Annotated in this window: 14 protein-coding genes; 4 read left to right on the forward strand and 10 right to left on the reverse strand. The window is 64.4% G+C overall.

The window, feature by feature from the left end; genetic code table 11:
- Positions 1-66: 66 nt before the first annotated feature.
- From XH79_RS18455 to XH79_RS18475, 5 genes are all read right to left on the reverse strand, one after another.
- Positions 67-501 carry a hypothetical protein gene (locus tag XH79_RS18455; RefSeq protein WP_271582531.1) on the reverse strand — a complete coding sequence of 145 codons (435 nt, stop codon included), beginning with the start codon at positions 499-501 and terminating at the stop codon, positions 67-69.
- 15 nt (positions 502-516) lie between these two features.
- Positions 517-2,217: an aspartate:alanine exchanger family transporter gene (locus XH79_RS18460; protein ID WP_212336547.1), complete on the reverse strand. Its 1,701-nt coding sequence runs from the start codon at positions 2,215-2,217 to the stop codon at positions 517-519.
- Positions 2,218-2,235: 18 nt separating this feature from the next.
- The gene (locus tag XH79_RS18465; RefSeq protein WP_271582532.1) at positions 2,236-4,989 is read right to left on the reverse strand and encodes a beta-eliminating lyase-related protein; all 2,754 of its coding nucleotides are present in this window, start codon (positions 4,987-4,989) and stop codon (positions 2,236-2,238) included.
- Between the two features lie 151 nt (positions 4,990-5,140).
- Complete coding sequence (locus tag XH79_RS18470; protein ID WP_271582533.1) at positions 5,141-6,844, reverse strand: SulP family inorganic anion transporter; 1,704 nt, start codon at positions 6,842-6,844, stop codon at positions 5,141-5,143.
- Entirely contained in the window at positions 6,841-7,521 is a 681-nt protein-coding gene (locus XH79_RS18475) for a YoaK family protein (protein ID WP_271582534.1), read from the reverse strand. Before XH79_RS18475 ends, XH79_RS18470 begins: the two co-directional genes overlap by 4 nt.
- Before the next feature lie 137 nt (positions 7,522-7,658).
- Here XH79_RS18475 and XH79_RS18480 point away from each other — a divergent pair, with 137 nt between their 5' ends.
- Genes XH79_RS18480 through XH79_RS18490 form a run of 3 tightly spaced genes read left to right on the forward strand, consistent with a single transcriptional unit; the run spans position 7,659 to position 10,851 of the window.
- Positions 7,659-9,347 (forward strand): aspartate:alanine exchanger family transporter, encoded by a 1,689-nt coding sequence (locus tag XH79_RS18480; RefSeq protein WP_271582535.1) that lies wholly within the window; start codon positions 7,659-7,661, stop codon positions 9,345-9,347.
- Positions 9,348-9,357: 10 nt separating this feature from the next.
- Complete coding sequence (locus tag XH79_RS18485; RefSeq protein ID WP_271582536.1) at positions 9,358-10,245, forward strand: alpha/beta hydrolase family protein; 888 nt, start codon at positions 9,358-9,360, stop codon at positions 10,243-10,245.
- 21 nt (positions 10,246-10,266) lie between these two features.
- Positions 10,267-10,851 (forward strand): invasion associated locus B family protein, encoded by a 585-nt coding sequence (locus XH79_RS18490; RefSeq protein WP_271582537.1) that lies wholly within the window; start codon positions 10,267-10,269, stop codon positions 10,849-10,851.
- A 21-nt stretch (positions 10,852-10,872) separates the two neighbouring features.
- On the opposite strand, the gene XH79_RS18495 is transcribed toward XH79_RS18490, so the two are convergent.
- Both XH79_RS18495 and XH79_RS18500 read right to left on the reverse strand, forming a co-directional pair.
- Positions 10,873-11,235: a response regulator transcription factor gene (locus XH79_RS18495; protein ID WP_333938882.1), complete on the reverse strand. Its 363-nt coding sequence runs from the start codon at positions 11,233-11,235 to the stop codon at positions 10,873-10,875.
- A 155-nt stretch (positions 11,236-11,390) separates the two neighbouring features.
- Complete coding sequence (locus tag XH79_RS18500) at positions 11,391-12,014, reverse strand: response regulator transcription factor (RefSeq protein WP_212338165.1); 624 nt, start codon at positions 12,012-12,014, stop codon at positions 11,391-11,393.
- A gap of 301 nt (positions 12,015-12,315) precedes the next feature.
- Here XH79_RS18500 and XH79_RS18505 point away from each other — a divergent pair, with 301 nt between their 5' ends.
- Complete coding sequence (locus XH79_RS18505) at positions 12,316-12,999, forward strand: helix-turn-helix domain-containing protein (protein ID WP_212336561.1); 684 nt, start codon at positions 12,316-12,318, stop codon at positions 12,997-12,999.
- 13 nt (positions 13,000-13,012) lie between these two features.
- On the opposite strand, the gene XH79_RS18510 is transcribed toward XH79_RS18505, so the two are convergent.
- The 3 genes from XH79_RS18510 to XH79_RS18520 form a co-directional block, all read right to left on the reverse strand.
- Entirely contained in the window at positions 13,013-13,702 is a 690-nt protein-coding gene (locus XH79_RS18510; protein ID WP_271582538.1) for a MarC family protein, read from the reverse strand.
- The gene (locus XH79_RS18515; RefSeq protein WP_212336564.1) at positions 13,695-14,147 is read right to left on the reverse strand and encodes a potassium channel family protein; all 453 of its coding nucleotides are present in this window, start codon (positions 14,145-14,147) and stop codon (positions 13,695-13,697) included. The genes XH79_RS18510 and XH79_RS18515 overlap by 8 nt, the downstream gene beginning before the upstream one ends.
- Positions 14,148-14,235: 88 nt before the next feature.
- Positions 14,236-15,348 (reverse strand): AI-2E family transporter, encoded by a 1,113-nt coding sequence (locus tag XH79_RS18520; protein ID WP_271582539.1) that lies wholly within the window; start codon positions 15,346-15,348, stop codon positions 14,236-14,238.
- Between the last annotated feature and the right edge of the window lie 135 nt (positions 15,349-15,483).

Genomic DNA, 15,483 nt, shown 5'->3' on the forward strand with positions numbered 1-15,483 from the left:
ACGCGCGATCGTGAAAAGCCGAACGGGCTGCGGTGACGCAGCCCGTTCGCCTTGAGGCCATTGGGCCTATTTCAGGCGGATCGTTACGCCGCCGACCGCGGCCGACACCTCCGCACCGACCCTTGGACCGGTGAGCTGAAGGATCACGCCATTGCTGTTCTGCAACTGGACGGCACCGGCGCCAGCTGCGACCGCACCGCCGGCTCCGCCCACCGCGTAGGATCCTTCGATCGACGCGGGCCCCTTCAGATTGAGGGCCTTGCCCACGAACTTGCTGGTCGATGCGCCGATGGTGAGGCCGACGCTCATGCCGGAGACCGTGAAGGGGTATTTCTTGCCCCTCAGAAGCAGCACGCCCTCCCCGCCGCCGACGCCGACGACGAACCCGCCCTTGGTGAAGACCACCGCAACGTCGCCGGTCTCGGCACGCGAGGGCGTGCTGAAGCCGGCAATGGCTGCGAGCGAGGCGATCAGGACGGCGCCGATGGTGAACTTTCTCATGACGTTTTCTTCCCCCTATTGAGCCAGGATCATGGCGAAGTAGCCAAACACGGTGAGCAGGATGCCCGAGACGGCATAGCCGACCGGGAATCCGATCCAGGGTACAGAGCTCTGGATTTCGACGGCCGCCTCGCGGCACGGTCCTGAATGCGAGCGGGCACCGGCGACGCCGCCCATCAGCACTGCAGGATTGATCTTGAAGACGTGGTAGCCGATCGCCCAGACGATGAAGGGCGGGATCGTGCAGGCGATGAAGCCGACCAGGAAGATCTTCAAGGCAACCGCGCCGGTGAGTTGTGCCAGAAGTCCCGCGCCGGCATTGACGCCGACGATGGCCACGAAGACGACGAGGCCGAGATCCTCCAGCACGTTCCGCGCCGCATTCGGCGTATTGCCGAAGAAGCGCAGCCGCGACACGACCGAGGACACGATCACGCCCGACAGCAGGAGGCCGCCGGCATTGCCGAGACCGATCTTGGCGCCGAATGCCGGGAATTCGATCTTGCCGATCAGGAAGCCGATGATCATGCCGACGGCGAGCGTCAGCAGATCGGTCGAGGTGTTGGACCGCGCAATGCGCCCCCACATCTCGCCGAGCTCGTTGACGGCGGACTTGAGGCCAACCACCGAGACGATGTCCATCCGCTCCAGCTTGGTCTTGAGACCGGCCGGAATCTGCACGCCGCCACGTTCGACCTTGGTGACCTGCAGCTGGCCGGCGATCGCGGTATCGCGGAAGGACTCAAAGGTGCGCCCCACCATCTCCTTGTTGGTGATGAGGATCTCCGCCTGGTCCATGGGAATGCCGAGCGTCTTGGCATCTGCGACCTCCGGGCCGATCAGGCCCATCTTCTCGGTGAGATGTTCCGTCGAGCCGCCGAGCGCAACAACGTCGCCTTTCTGCAGCACGAATTCGGGATCGGCCCCTTGCGGCACGCCGTTCCGTCCCACATTGACGATCCGGTATTCCGGATTGACCGCGCGGAATTTCGCGATGCTCATGCCGACCGTCGCCGGGTTCTCCAGCCGGTAGGCACGCAGGCCGAACTGGCGATAGCCGGTCAGGCCGCCGCCCTCGAGATCCTTGACGCCGAATTCCGTCTCATACTGCTTGGCGGCGGCCTTGGCATCGACGCCCCACCAGCGCGGCAGATATTTGCAGATCAGGATGATGCCGACGGTGCCCCAGATATAGGTGATGCCGTAGGACAGCGCGATCATGCCCGAGGCCTCCTCGGGCTTCATCCCATCAGGCAGTTTGACGACGCCGGAGGTGACGGCCTGCTCGGCCGAACCGATCGCCGCCGACATGGTCTGCGATCCCGCCAGCATGCCGCCGGCAGCACCGGGCGGCAGCGAGAACATCTTGGCGCCGATCACGACGAGCGCGAGGCCGATGACGCTCGACACCACGGCCAGCAGACAGAATTTCAGGCCGTCGCCCTTCAGGCTGTTGAGGAAGGACGGACCGACCCGCAGGCCCACGCCGTACATGAAGAGATAGTAGAACAGGCTCTTGGCAAAATTGTTCAGCTCGAGCTTCACCCCATAGGTTGAGGCCCACACCGACAGACCGGCGCCCACCACGATGGCGCCGGCGACCATGCCGAGGCCATAGCCCTTGATGCTGGCCCGCCCGATATAGACGGCGAGCCCGACGACGAAGAACAGCAGCAGATACGGATTCTGCTGCAGAAACGTGAAGAACGCCTGCATGTTCGTCCCCTCCAAGCCTTATGACGCGGCCTTCAGCTTCGGCTGAGCACCGGGCTTCGGCCGGCCGAGTTTCGCCAAGGCTTCCGTGCGCACGAGCTTCAATCCTTCCTTGGCGTCGTAGCCATGGATCTCCTTCACATCGAGCTTGCGCATGAAGTCGATGGTTTCCTGGGTGATAACCTGGCCGGGCACCATGATCGGGAAGCCCGGCGGATACGGGATCACGAAATTGGCCGAGACCAGCTCGGGCCCGGCCTTCAGCCGCCGGTCGATCTCGGCATCGTTGAGGCGGATGTGCTCGCAGCCGGCGACGTCATAGGCCGCATAGAAGCCGGTGCGGATGTCACCTTCGTTGGTCTTGCCGCCGGCGTCGCCGCGGAAGCTCGGGTGGAAGTGCGAGAAGTTCGGCAGATCGGGCACATCCTTCATCAGGCTCGTGACCCGTGCCTCGAAGGTCTTCCTGGCATTGGCGCCACCCTGGGCAAGGCCGCGGTCGATCTCGCCCGCGATCTCGGCGAGCACGCGGATCAGATGCGCGACGTCGCTGCGGGTGTTGTTGATGTTGGACTGGACCAGCACCGAATTGCGCGAGGTCTTGTTGACCTGGATGTTGTACTCGCTGGCCAGAACGCCCTTGAACTGAGTTCCATCAAACCCTGCGGTCCCGCAGACCAACGTCATGCGGGTCGGGTCGAGGCAGAACTCGTCCTCGTCCAGGCTCTTGAGGATATTCGCCCAGTTCGCGCCGGCGGCGAGAAAGTCGGTGAAGCCGGTCTGGCGGTATTGGGCGGGCACCATGGCGTCGGCACCGAGGATGCGGAAGTATTTCGAGATCAGCGGATTGTTGTTGACCGCCTGGCGGATGGCGAACGCGATCTCGATCGCATTGGCGACGAGGCCATAGCCTTCCAGCTCCATCTGCCGCCGCGAGATATCGAGGCTGGCGATCAGCTGCTGGTTCGGACTGGTCGAGGCATGGGTGAACACCGCCTCCTTGAACTGCTGCTCGACCGTGTGGAATTCGACGTCCTTGACCGAAAGCATCGAGCCCTGGCGAATCGCCGACATCGACTTGTGGGTCGAGTTGGTCTGGTAGACGCGCAGCCGGATCTGCCTGGGATCGGGGATCAGCCGGACTTTGAGCAGCGTCTCGTCGGATGGGTTCTTGCCGAGCTCGGCCTGCTGCTTCTCATAGGCCTCGACCGACTTGGGATCGCGCATCCACGCCTCGATCTCGTTGGCGGCGCCGAGGCCCGTGCGGCGGCGCAGGAACGGCGAGAAGCGCGCGAAGCCGAACCAGGCCTCGTCCCACAGGAAGGTCAGGTCGGGCTTGATGGCAAGGCATTCCTCCATCACGCGCCGGGTGTTGTAGATGTGGCCGTCGAAGGTGCAATTGGTCAGGTCGACCATTTTGACGCGGTCGAGCCGGCCGTCGGCCTTGGCGTTCAGGAGCGCCTGCTTGATCGTCTTCAGCGGCACGGCGCCATACATCGAATATTCCGTCATCGGGAAGGCTTCGACATAGAGCGGTTGCGCACCGGCCAGCACCATGCCGTAGTGATGCGACTTGTGGCAGTTGCGATCGACGATCGCGATGTCGCCGGGCGCGAGCAGCGCCTGCACCGCCATCTTGTTGGAGGTCGAGGTGCCGTTGGTGACGAAGAAGACGCGATCGGCGCCGAGCGCCCTCGCCGCCTTCTCCTGCGCCTTCTTGATGTTTCCGGTTGGCTCCAGCATGCTGTCGAGGCCGCCTGTGGTGGCGCTGCTCTCGGCCAGGAACAGGTTCGGGCCGTAGAACTCGCCCATGTCGCGGATCCAGTCGGACTTGAAGATCGACTTGCCGCGGGCGATCGGCAGTGCGTGGAAGGTGCCGATCGGACGCTGGGCGTATTTCTTGAGATTGTCGAAGAACGGCGTGTCGTAGCGGTCCTGGATGCCTTCGAGGATCGATAGATGCAGCTCCAGCAGCTCTTCGACCGAATAGAAGATGCGGCGGACGACGCTGGCCTCGGGATCGCCGGCGAGCTCCTCCACGTCGCGGTTCGAGATCATGTAAAGGTCGAGTTCGGGCCTGATGCGCTTGATGATCTGCGCGAGCCGCAGGGCGGACGCGTCGGTTTCGTCGTTGAGGCCGGCCGCGGCCATGATCGAGCGGAGCACCGGCGCATTGTGCCGCGAACGCAGCCCAAAGCCCTCGTTGATGACGACGGCGCCGATGTTCGGATTGAGCAACGTCGCACAGAAGGCATCCTCGAGGCTGCCGACGATGACGGGCTCATAGATGAAGCCGTCGACAGGCCGCCGCAGCTTGCGCCATTCCGCGGCCAGTGCCGGCCATTGGCTGGATGATATGCCAGTGACAATCAGCGTCTCGAAATAAGGCCGGCGCGCCGTATGCGCGCCGAAGCTCGGCGGCACCAGCTCGGGTGCATCGCCATTGCCGTCATCCTTTGCGCTCCAGTCGCCGGCATGCTGACGGAAGGATCGCGTCGCCAGCGCCTGGGCAATCCTCGTCGCAAGGGCGAACGATGTCGCACCGTCCCCGGCGACTGCTGCTTCGCGCAGCGCCGCCATCAATTGCAGACCGGGATAACCGTGATACTCCTCCGTGACCGAAAGCTCGGCCAGCGCCGCGTCATAGGCCGCGCGATTGCCGACGCGAGCCCAGACTTTCGCGGCCTCCACCAGGTCACGCCAGTCGTCCGCCCGCGCGCCGGGGCCGGAGAAGAACTGATCGATGCGCTTCTGTGCGAGCTTGGTGTCCTTGGACATGTCTCTCTCCCGATCGGTGCCGGCCAGTGGGCGAAGGTGATGGCGGATCGTGAGTACGGAGGCCGAGGCTCCATTGATCCAAGTCAACGGTCGCGCGTTATGGTGGACGCACGTCCCGCGGCCGATGCTCTTTGCAATGCAGCACGCCCTGTCAGGCGGAGCGTTGCACGGTTCCGGCACGATCTTCGCCAAGGACGCTGTCGAGCGAGCGCAGCCACTGGCTGCTGTCGGTCTTTTCCGCCAATCCCTCGGCGCGCAGCAGATCGCGCAGCTGCGCGTGCGCGCCGACAATGCAGAAGCTGATCCGGCGCGCGGCAAGCTCATCGCTCAGCTCATGCAGCATGCGCGCACCGGCGAGATCGATATAGGGCGATGCCGAAAGGTCGCAGGCAACCAGCCTGATGCCGGCGGAGCCCCGCAGCGCGGCCAGCGCAGCATCGAGGATTGTCTCGGCATTGATGTAGAGTAGCGAGGCTTCGGGTCGGAAGGCGATGACGCCGACCAGCGGCTCGACGTCCTCATGCCTGGCGCTGTCGGAATAGCGGCCGCTGCCCGGCAGCCGGCCGAGAAACGCCACGTTCGGCCGCGAGGCCCGCGCCAGGAGCAGGAAGATCGAGGCAATCGCCGCCAGCAGCACGCCCTGGAGAATGCCGAGCAGCAGCACCGCGACCAGCGCGATGGACGCGGCCAGGAAGTCGATCCGGCTGACTTGCCACATTCGCTTCAGCGCGGCGATATCGACGAGCTTGTAGACCGCGGCAAAGACGATGGCTGCGAGCACCGCCTTGGGCAAATTGGTCAATAGTCCTGTAAAGAAGAGTAGGCAGAGCCCAAGGGTCACCGAGCAGATCACCAGCGCCAGCGGTGTTCGCGCGCCGGCGCTGTCGTTGACGGCGGATTGCGACAGGCCGCCGGCGACGGGATAGCCGTGGCCGAAGGCCGCAGCCAGGTTCGCGGCACCCAGCCCCAGGAATTCCTGGCGCACGTCGAGCGCATAGCCGTGCTTGGCGGCAAAGCTGCGCGCGGCGGAGACGCCTTCGATGTAGGCCAGCAGCACGCAGCCGGCTGCAAGCGGAAACAGATCGTCGAACTCCAGCAGGCCGAACGTGGGCATCGCCACCGCCGGCAGCCCCTCCGGTATCTTCCCGGTAACGGGCACACCCATCGCCGCAAAGCCGAGCATCGTCGCGACCAGGATCGCCAGCGCCACGATGGTGATGCCGACCGGCTTGCCCGGCAGCCGCCGTTCCCCGAGCAGCAGGAGCAGCAGCGCGACCGCGCCGATCGTCAGCACCAGCGGATGGATCTGGCCGAGCTGCCCGATCAGCTTGATGGCCCGGTCGAAGAAATTGTGACCGCCGCCCGCGACGCCGAGCAGGCTCGGCAGCTGGCTCATGATGATGGTGAGCCCTGCTCCGGCCTTGAAGCCGACCAGGATGCTGTCGCTGACGAGGCGAACCAGCACGCTGAGCTTGAACAGCCAAGCGATGAAGCACAGCACCGCGACGGCGAACGCGGCAAGGCTCGCGATCTGCGCATAGCGCACGGCGTCACCGCCGGCCAGCGCGCCGACGGTGCCGGCGATCATCAGCGAGATCGCCGAGGTCGGGCCGATCGCAAGCTGCCTGGACGAGCCGAGCAAGGCATAGCCGAGGCCGCCGAGCATGTAGCCGTAGACGCCGACCTGCGGCGGCAGGCCGGCGAGCGCCGCATAGGCCAGCGAGACCGGGATCGCGTAAGCGGCGAGCGTGATGCCCGCGACGGCGTCGGAGGGCAGCCATTCGCTCCGGTAGGCAGCAAGCCAGCCGGCGGGCGGAAAGAACCGCATCCAGCTTGCGTCAGGCGGCGCGTTCATCTGATCACCTCACGTGGTGTCGCTTCGCAGCGCAAGAGGACTATCAGCAGCGCAACCACGGGAATGCCGAGCGCGAGGTCGGGAAAGACCTTGGTGGCGAAGGCGCCGGCAGCCGCGCCGCAGCCGAACACCGCGCACAACGCAAAGAAGATGACCGATTTGCGCAGTGTCCCGAGCGGCGCGCCTCCGTAGACGACCGCAAAAATGGTTTCGACCGACTGACGCATGTTGCCGGTGATCATCACCGTGCTGCACACGGAGCCCTCGACCTTGACGAACATTGCCGCCTGCATCGCCGCGACCAGGGAAATGCCGAGCGTGCCGGCTAGATCCGGGAGCCGGTTGTGCAGGATGCCGACCGTGATCAAGAACACGATCTCGACGAGGATACTGAGTGCGCCGGCCCGGTCGCCGGCCACGCGGCGCAGCCAGGCCGCGATCACGATGCCGACGGTGAAGGCCAGGATCGGCGGCACGAAGTGCAATGCCTGCATCCAATCGCCGGCCATCGCGTAGACCCAGAGGAAGATCACATTGGCAGTCTGGGCGTTGGCCATCACGCCGTGGATGATCCAGGTATAGGCGTCGATATATCCGCCGGCGAAAGCGAGCAGCATCACGATTTCGACCGTCTCATCGCGGCGGATCGCGCCGGCTGCGACGTCCAGAGTACTCATGTCGGCGATAGCGGCTGTCGCGAACTCTTCATTAGATCATTGGCCGCGGCTTCCCCTCGGCAAGGCTTGATCTGGATCAAGCAATGTTCTGACGCGCCCAATCAAATCCGCCGCAATACGCCGGGGGAAATGTGACCATGGATACCGTCAGGTGGATCATCACCACCGCACCGGAAATCTTCCTGCTGCTGGCGATGGCGATCGGCACCCTCCTCGGCCGCATCAGGATCCGCGGCTTCTCGATCGGGACCACGGCCTGCATCCTGATCGTCGCGGTGCTGATCGGACAACTCGGGCACTTCACCTTCCCGCCGATCCTCAGGGCGATCCTGTTCAGCCTGTTCGTCTTCACCATCGGCTATCGCTCGGGGCCGGAATTCTTCGCCTCCTTGAGCGTTCGAACCCTGGCGCAGGTCGTGCTGGCGCTGGTGATCGGAGCCACCGGGCTCGTCCTGGTGCTCGCCTTCGCCTATGCCTTCAAGCTCGATGCAGGCACCGCGGCGGGGCTGACGGCCGGTGCGCTGACCCAATCCTCCGTGATCGGCACGGCCTCGGGTGCGCTGGCGCAGCTCGGCCTGCCAAGTGACGTGCTGAAGCAGCAGGAAGCCAACATCGCGGCGGGTTATGCCGTGACGTACGTGCTCGGCTACATCCTCACGCTCCTGTTCGTGCCGTTCGTCGCGCCGCGGCTGATGCGCATCGATCTGAAGGCGGAGGCAAAGAAGCTCGAGGCCGAACTCGCGGGTGGTGCGCCGCCGAAGACGGAAAACCTGTCCTATCGCAAATTCCAGGCCCGGGCCTATCGCGTGTCCGCCGGCGCAGGCCGCACCGTCGCGGCGATCGAGGCCGAGATCGGCAGCCGCACAGTGGTGGAACGGATCGTTCGCGGCGGAACCGACGTCAAGCTGCAGCATGACCTCGTGCTCGAGGCCGGCGACGACATCGTCATTGCCGGCCCGACCGCGGCGATCGTTTCAGCCAAGCCCATCCTCGGGGCCGAGATCGATGCGGGAGAACTGCTGCGCAGCCTGCCCGGCAATGTGATCGAGGTGCTGGTCGAGAACCGCGACCTGCACGGCCGCTCGCTCCGCGAGATCGTCGAGCGGCTGGGTGACAATGCGCGTGGTGTCTTCCTGCGTGCGCTCACACGCATGGGCCGGGAGGTGCCGCTCGGTCCCGACACGCGGGTCTATATCGGTGACGTCATGACCCTGGTCGGCAGCACCGGCAATATCGCGCGGGCCACGGCGCAAGTGGGACATGCCCTCAATACGAGCGACCGGACCGACATCGCCTTCCTTGCGGTCGGTATCGCCGCCGGTCTGCTGGCCGGTCTTGCCAGCTTCAAGGTCGGCACTGTCGCGCTGACGCTCGGAGGCGGTGGTGGCGCGCTGATCGCAGGGCTCGTCTGCGGCTGGCTGCGGACGCGCAAGCCCGGTATCGGTGCGATGCCGCCGGCCGCACAGCAAACGCTCAGCGATCTCGGGCTCGGCGGGTTCATCGCGGCCGTCGGACTCGGCAACGGGCTTGCCGCCTGGTCGGCAATCCAGACGCAGGGTCTCCTGCTGGTCGGCATGGGCATCGTCGTCACGCTGGTTCCGATGACGGTCGGAACGCTCGTTGCCTATTATTTGCTGCGCATGAACCCGGTCGTGACCTGCGGTGCGCTCGCCGGCGCCATGACGGTCGATGCCGCCGTCACCGGTGCCTGCGACGTTGCCGAGAGCCAGACCCCGGTGCTCGGCGTCGCCGTCCCCTACGCGGTCGGCAATGTCGTCCTCACCGTGCTCGGTCCGATCGTGGTGGCCGCGACGTTCACGGGTTGAGGAGGCCAGGATGTGCTTTGATCTCCCCGCAATCCGTCGCCTCCTTGCAACCGTCCTGCTCCTTCTCGCCGGGCTCATGGCGCCGGCCCGCGCCGAGGACGAAGTTCGCATCCAGGAAGAGATCTGGGCGCTGTCGCTGCCACTGCCGATGTTCGCCTATCTGGTGCGCCCCGTCGGCGACGGACCCTTCCCGCTGGTGATCATGAACCACGGCGTCTCGCTCAACCCCAGGGACCGGAGCTTCTTTCCACTGGTGGAATTCCGTGACGCCGCAAAATGGTTCGCCAGGCGCGGCTATCTTGTGGTGGCGCCCGTCGGCACCGGTTATGGCGCAGCCGCCATCGATATTTCCGAGCGTGCGCTCTACGGACCGTTCTTCTCCAAGGTCGGCAAATGCACCAATCCGAACTTCCGCGATGCCGGCCTTGCGGTCGCACAGGTCGATCTCTGGATCATCGACCACCTGGCGGCCCAGAAGCGCATCATCCCCAAGGATGTGATCGTGGTCGGGCAGTCCGCCGGCGGCTGGGCTTCCATCGCCCTGTCGAGCGTCAACCCGCCGCAGGTGAAGGCCATCATCACCTTCGCTGCCGGCCGTGGCGGCCGGGTCGGCGGCAAGCCCAACAACAATTGCGCGCCCGACAGGCTGGTCGAGGCCACCGCGGATTTCGGCCGCACCTCGCGGGTGCCGATGCTGTGGATCTACATCGAGAACGACACGTTCTTCGGGCCCGATCTCTCGAAGCGCATGCATGCGGCGTTCACCGCCGCCGGCGGCCGCGCCGAGTATCACCTGATGCCGCCGTTCGGCGATGAGGGGCATTTCTTCATCGGCTCGCCCGATGCGATCCCGCTCTGGTCACCGTTAGTGGCAAAATTTCTCGAGGCACAGAAATAGACCTGCCCTGGAGGCGCAACCATGTCAGCTATCCATAAACGGCTCTGTGGCCTGCTGATCGTCGCGGTCTTGGGCGCCGCGACATATCCTGCCATCGCCGCGCCAAAAGCCGCGCGCGCAGACAAGCCTGCCGAGGTGGCAACGCGCGGTCAGCGCGAAGTCAAGGACGTCAGCTACGGTGACTGGCAGAAGTTCTGCTTCAAAGCCGGCGGCGCGCCGATGCTGTGCCGGACGACCATCAGCGGGACATTCCCGACCGGCCAGGTAGCTGTGCGCGTCGACCTGATCGAACGCGAGGGCACGCCGACGGCCCGGCTGCAGCTCTTCGTGCCGGTCGGCATGTACCTGCAGCAACCGGTCAAGCTGTCGATCGATCGGGGCAGCGCCTTCAGTGTTCCCTATAGCTGGTGTCTGACCAATACCTGCATCGCCGCTGACGTCGCGCCTGCCGGCATCATCAAGGAGATGGAGTCCGGGAAGGCGCTGACGCTCGAGGTTGTCGATTCGAATCTGCTGGCGCTGACGACCCAGGTGCCGCTGGCGCAGTTCGGCACGGTCCACAAGGGTGCGCCCACGAAAATGCTCGAGCAGTATGTCGAGGAGTGATCGGCGTTTCGCGTTTCGGTGCTATGCGGCAGCGGCACGCGTGACGGAATCGATCAGGGATTGCGCCGTGAACGGCTTTGTCAGATAGGCGACGCAGCCCGACGCAACCGCGGCACTACGGTTCACCGGGCTGTCGTTGCCGGTAATGTAGATCACTGGGGCCGTAACCCCCTCCGCCGCGAGCTTGCGGCGCAACTCGACACCCGACTTGCCGTCGAGATTGATGTCGAGGACGATGCAGATCGCCTTGTCGAAATCGTCGTGATCAAGCAAGGCCGCCGCGGAATCGAACAGCGTGACGGCGAATCCATGCGCGCGCAGCAGCCTGTTCATGCTGACTCGCATGGAGGGATCGTCGTCGACGATGAAGACTGATTCGCGCATCGGCAGGAAAGCGACCTTTCGGACTAGGCACGATGCTGACGCGGCGGCTGCAATCATCACGTGCCACACGCGCATGGCAGCACCACGTCAACGCGCTTCATATTGTCCTTTGGGGCAGTGACACGGCAGGAACTGGATGCGAAGCGACGGAATAGCTAACCGCCATTCGAATCCAGCATTCCAAGCCGCTCCGCGATAGAAACGAGCTCGGCAAGCGAATGAACCTGCATCTTCTCCATCACCTGATGGCGATGCGCTTTCACGGTACGCTCGGTCGTCCCGAGCTCGTAGGCGATTTGCTTGTTGATCCTGCCGCGGACGATCAGATCGAACACCTGCCGTTCGCGCTGCGTCAGCGTCGCAAGGTGCGCGCGAAAGGCTTCGAGCCTGCCACGATGGCTGCGCGCGGCATCCTGCCTTGCCAGTGCACGCGCGATCGCGTCGAGCAACAGCTCTGACGACACAGGTTTGGTCAGGAAGTCTTCCGCTCCCGCCTTGATGGCCTGCACGGTCGTCGGCGTGTCGGCATGCCCCGTCAGGAATATGATCGGCAACGTCGAGCCCGAGGCGATCAGGCGGTTCTGCAGTTCAGGGCCGCTCAAGCCCGGTATACGCACGTCGAGCAGGATGCATCCCGGCTGCTCGTCGTCTAGCGCTGCGTTCAGGAAGTCCTGCGCCGATGCGTAAGTGACGACGTCATAACCTGCAAGCTTCAGCCGGCGCTCGATCGCCGTCCGGAACGATGCGTCGTCATCGACAACATGGACAAGACCGGGCACCATTTACCTCGCGTAAAATTCAATAAAGCAATCTTTAACCGTGGCCGCGTGGTTGCCAACGGTTCAAAAACCGAAACATATGCTTCGCAACAAAATACTTTCCGGTCTCCATCGAGGTCTTCTCAGTCCGCGCAGCGAACGCCCCCCGCTGTCCCTTGGGACATTGACCCTTGGGACAATGGATTGAAATACCTCGTTAGTCGTAAATCAACCTCGGCGGGAGTGCGATTGCGCGGCGAATTTCCGCTGCGAGAGATTTTGTCTCAAAGGCCAATTCGACGGTAAGCTGAGGAGCTGGCCCATGTTCGTTCGCGTCACGACGGATTCCGCGCTGCGTCCCAACTCTCTTCGCGACCTCGGCTTGACGAGCGATTCAAATGCGCTCGTCAGTTTAATCGAGTTTTCCTACAAGAAGGGCGCCGAGATCTACGGCGAGAAAGAACCCGCCGAATATGTCTACCAGGTCAAGTCTGGCGCGGTGCGGAGCTACAAGCTGTTGTCCGACGGCCGCAGGCAGATCGGCGCGTTTCACCTGACCAGCGACATTTTCGGTCTGGAGAACGGGAACGAGCATCGTTTCACGACCGAGGCGATCGTCGACACCACGGTTCGCCTCGTGCGGCGGCAAAGCCTCGAGATCGTGGCCGAGAGCGATGCCATGGTTGCCAGAAACCTGCTCAGCATGACCACGAACAATCTGCAGCATGCGGAAGATCACATGCTGCTGCTCGGCCGCAAGACCTCGCTGGAACGGGTCGCGGCTTTCCTGCTGGAAATGGACAAGAGGCTGACCGCTGCGGGTGTCCTGGCGCTGCCGATGTCGCGGCGCGATATCGCCGACTATCTCGGCCTGACGCTGGAAACCGTCTCTCGCGCCCTCTCGCGACTGCACGAGCTCGGCATCCTCGGATTCATCGGCAACACGCAGCGCCAGATCGTGCTCCTGGACCGAGAGCAGCTCGCGAGCCTCGATCTTCAGCCCTGAGCGGCGCCAGGTCCTATCGAACCGCGTGCGAGGCCCCCTCCAGGATGGACCGCGCGACCTCCGAAGTGCCCGTGATGATGATCTGCACGCCGATGCAGAGCAGCAGGAACGCCGACAGCTTCGTGACGACGCTCGTTCCCTCCTGCCCGAACAGGCGCGCCATGGCGCTGGATTTCCGGTAGGCGTGGTAAATCGTGACGGTCACGGCCAGCGCGACGACCAGCGACACGATCGACGATGCGAACATGCCATCCAGACTGTCCGATCGGCTGATGCCGATCGCGATGGCGGTCGCGATCGTCCCCGGCCCCGTCGTGAGCGGGATGGTCAGCGGAAAGAAGGCCATGCGCTGGATTGTCGCAACATCGGCCGACGCGGCCGCGTGCGCGCTGGCGGAGGTCGGCGTCGCATGCAGCATGGACCAGCCCGCCGCCGCCACCACGAGCCCGCCGGCGATTCGCAGCGCGGGAATCGTGACCCCGAAGATATTCAGGATCTGGCTTCCGAGGAACAGCGACACCAGCAGGACCGCGAACGCATAGGCTGCGACGCGCAGCGCGACACGGGCACGCTCAGCCTCAGACAGGCTGATTGTCCTGTCCAGGAAGATGAAGGCGAGTCCGTACGGGTTGATGATCGCAAACAGCGCGCCGAAGCCGAACAGGAAATCGGCAACCCATCTTGACGCGGTCAATTCAAGCATTGTCTTGACTCGGGAGCCGTTTGATCGCCTCGAGATGCTCGATCGTCTTGCGCAGGACCTCGAACAGGATGGCCGCCGACCAGCCGAACAGCAGGATGCCGTTCATCGCCGTCAACGGCCCGATCAGGCGCCATTGGGGCACCGGCGTGATGTCGCCATAGCCGAGCGTGGTGTAGTTCACGAAGGCGAAATACAGCAGGTCGCTCCCCGGCTGCGCCGCCTGGACGAGCCAATACGTGCAGACCCAGACCAGGACCTCCACGGTGTGCGCGACGCTCAACGCTGCGGCCGTTGCGACCATCACGCCCATCAAATGCAGCCGCGGACTATCGGTCTGCCTCAAGCCGGCCGCTCGCGCGATCGATACGGCAATGACCGTTGCCAGCGCGTGCATCCCGATATTGATCGCGCTGACCAGCGCGCCGACAAGGACCTGGAGCAGCATCAGGACCGACCTTCTTGCCTTTCGGGCCAATCTCGGTGCGACGGAAGCCGCTCAACAGCAGCGCCGGAGGTCGCCTGCGAGCGTGAAGTCATCGTTGGACGGCAGTGGAAATTTCGGCCTGATCCTGCGCCTGCAGCGCTGCGGAACGGTCGATCTGGATCCAGGCCGCCGCGAGTTCCCAGGCGACCGCCAGGATGATCGGGCCGATGAAGAGGCCGATGATGCCGTGCGCCAATGTGCCGCCGATGACCCCGATCAGGATGACGAGCGTCGGCGTGCTCAGGCCGCGGCCCATGACCAATGGCTTGAGGATATTGTCGAGCAGTCCGACGACGACGAGGAAGATCGTCAGAGGCACCGCCGTGGTCACCTCCTTGTCCATCCAGATCCAGATCACCACGGGCACGAGGACGATCGCAGCACCGATCTGCACGATCGACAGCAGCAGAACGAGGATGGCGAGCAAGCCGGCGCTCGGAATGCCCGCAAGCTTGAGGCCGATGCCGGCGAGCAGCGCCTGGATGATCGCAACGCCGATCACGCCTTGCGACACCGCCCGGATCGTAGCGCCCGCCAGCTCGAGAAAATGCTCGCTCTGCTCCGGCACGATGCGGAACAGGAAACCGCGGACCGCGCCAACGAGCTGCGGTCCGTACGGGAACAGGAAGCCGGCGACAAGCACCGACAGCAGGAACTGCAACGTGCCGACACCGGCGCTGCCGGCGAACGACAGCATCACCCCGGCCAGCGGTTTCAGATATGGCGCCACCTCGCGCAGAACGGCACGAATGTTGGTATAGGCCAGCGTCCAGAAATCGAACAGCTGCTGGCCGATCAGGGGCCAGTCCTTGAGCCATTCCGGTGCCGCCTGGAGCACGACATCGCCGCTGCCGATCTGGCTCGCGAGATCCTTGATGCCTTCGGCCGCGCTCAGCCCGAGCCATGCCGCCGGACCGATAACGATGCCAAGCATCATCAGCGTGAGGATGATCGCCGCCGTCCGGGGACGACCGCCGAGGCGTTTGGCGAGCCAGCTGAAGGCGGGATAGAACGCGACCGCTAGCACCGCGCTCCAGGTCAGGATCGGCACGAAGGGGCGGATGATCAGAAACGTCCATGCGATCAGGAGCGCCAGCAATCCGAGGCGGATCACGAGCTGGACGATCTGCTCCGCGGAGAGAAGCTTGCGAAGTGGGGTCAAGACGACGCTGTCCTTCCGGGAGTGCGGATACCCGATGGACGTAGCGGCCTCCGCCGCCCGACATTCTTGATCCAGATCAAGCGGCCGCGACGACCAGTCCCTGCTCGCCGCTCTCACGCGGCATGCACGCGAAGA

It is taken from the genome of Bradyrhizobium sp. CCBAU 45389 (assembly GCF_028128625.1).
Lineage (GTDB): Bacteria > Pseudomonadota > Alphaproteobacteria > Rhizobiales > Xanthobacteraceae > Bradyrhizobium > Bradyrhizobium liaoningense_B.

Coding starts and splice junctions, on each gene's coding strand:
- XH79_RS18455 (WP_271582531.1), bottom strand. CDS start 501: ATGAGAAAGTTCACCATCGGCGCCGTCCTGATCGCCTCGCTCGCAGCC.
- XH79_RS18460 (WP_212336547.1), bottom strand. CDS start 2,217: ATGCAGGCGTTCTTCACGTTTCTGCAGCAGAATCCGTATCTGCTGCTG.
- XH79_RS18465 (WP_271582532.1), bottom strand. CDS start 4,989: ATGTCCAAGGACACCAAGCTCGCACAGAAGCGCATCGATCAGTTCTTC.
- XH79_RS18470 (WP_271582533.1), bottom strand. CDS start 6,844: ATGAACGCGCCGCCTGACGCAAGCTGGATGCGGTTCTTTCCGCCCGCC.
- XH79_RS18475 (WP_271582534.1), bottom strand. CDS start 7,521: ATGAGTACTCTGGACGTCGCAGCCGGCGCGATCCGCCGCGATGAGACG.
- XH79_RS18480 (WP_271582535.1), top strand. CDS start 7,659: ATGGATACCGTCAGGTGGATCATCACCACCGCACCGGAAATCTTCCTG.
- XH79_RS18485 (WP_271582536.1), top strand. CDS start 9,358: ATGTGCTTTGATCTCCCCGCAATCCGTCGCCTCCTTGCAACCGTCCTG.
- XH79_RS18490 (WP_271582537.1), top strand. CDS start 10,267: ATGTCAGCTATCCATAAACGGCTCTGTGGCCTGCTGATCGTCGCGGTC.
- XH79_RS18495 (WP_333938882.1), bottom strand. CDS start 11,235: ATGCGCGAATCAGTCTTCATCGTCGACGACGATCCCTCCATGCGAGTC.
- XH79_RS18505 (WP_212336561.1), top strand. CDS start 12,316: ATGTTCGTTCGCGTCACGACGGATTCCGCGCTGCGTCCCAACTCTCTT.
- XH79_RS18510 (WP_271582538.1), bottom strand. CDS start 13,702: ATGCTTGAATTGACCGCGTCAAGATGGGTTGCCGATTTCCTGTTCGGC.
- XH79_RS18515 (WP_212336564.1), bottom strand. CDS start 14,147: ATGCTGCTCCAGGTCCTTGTCGGCGCGCTGGTCAGCGCGATCAATATC.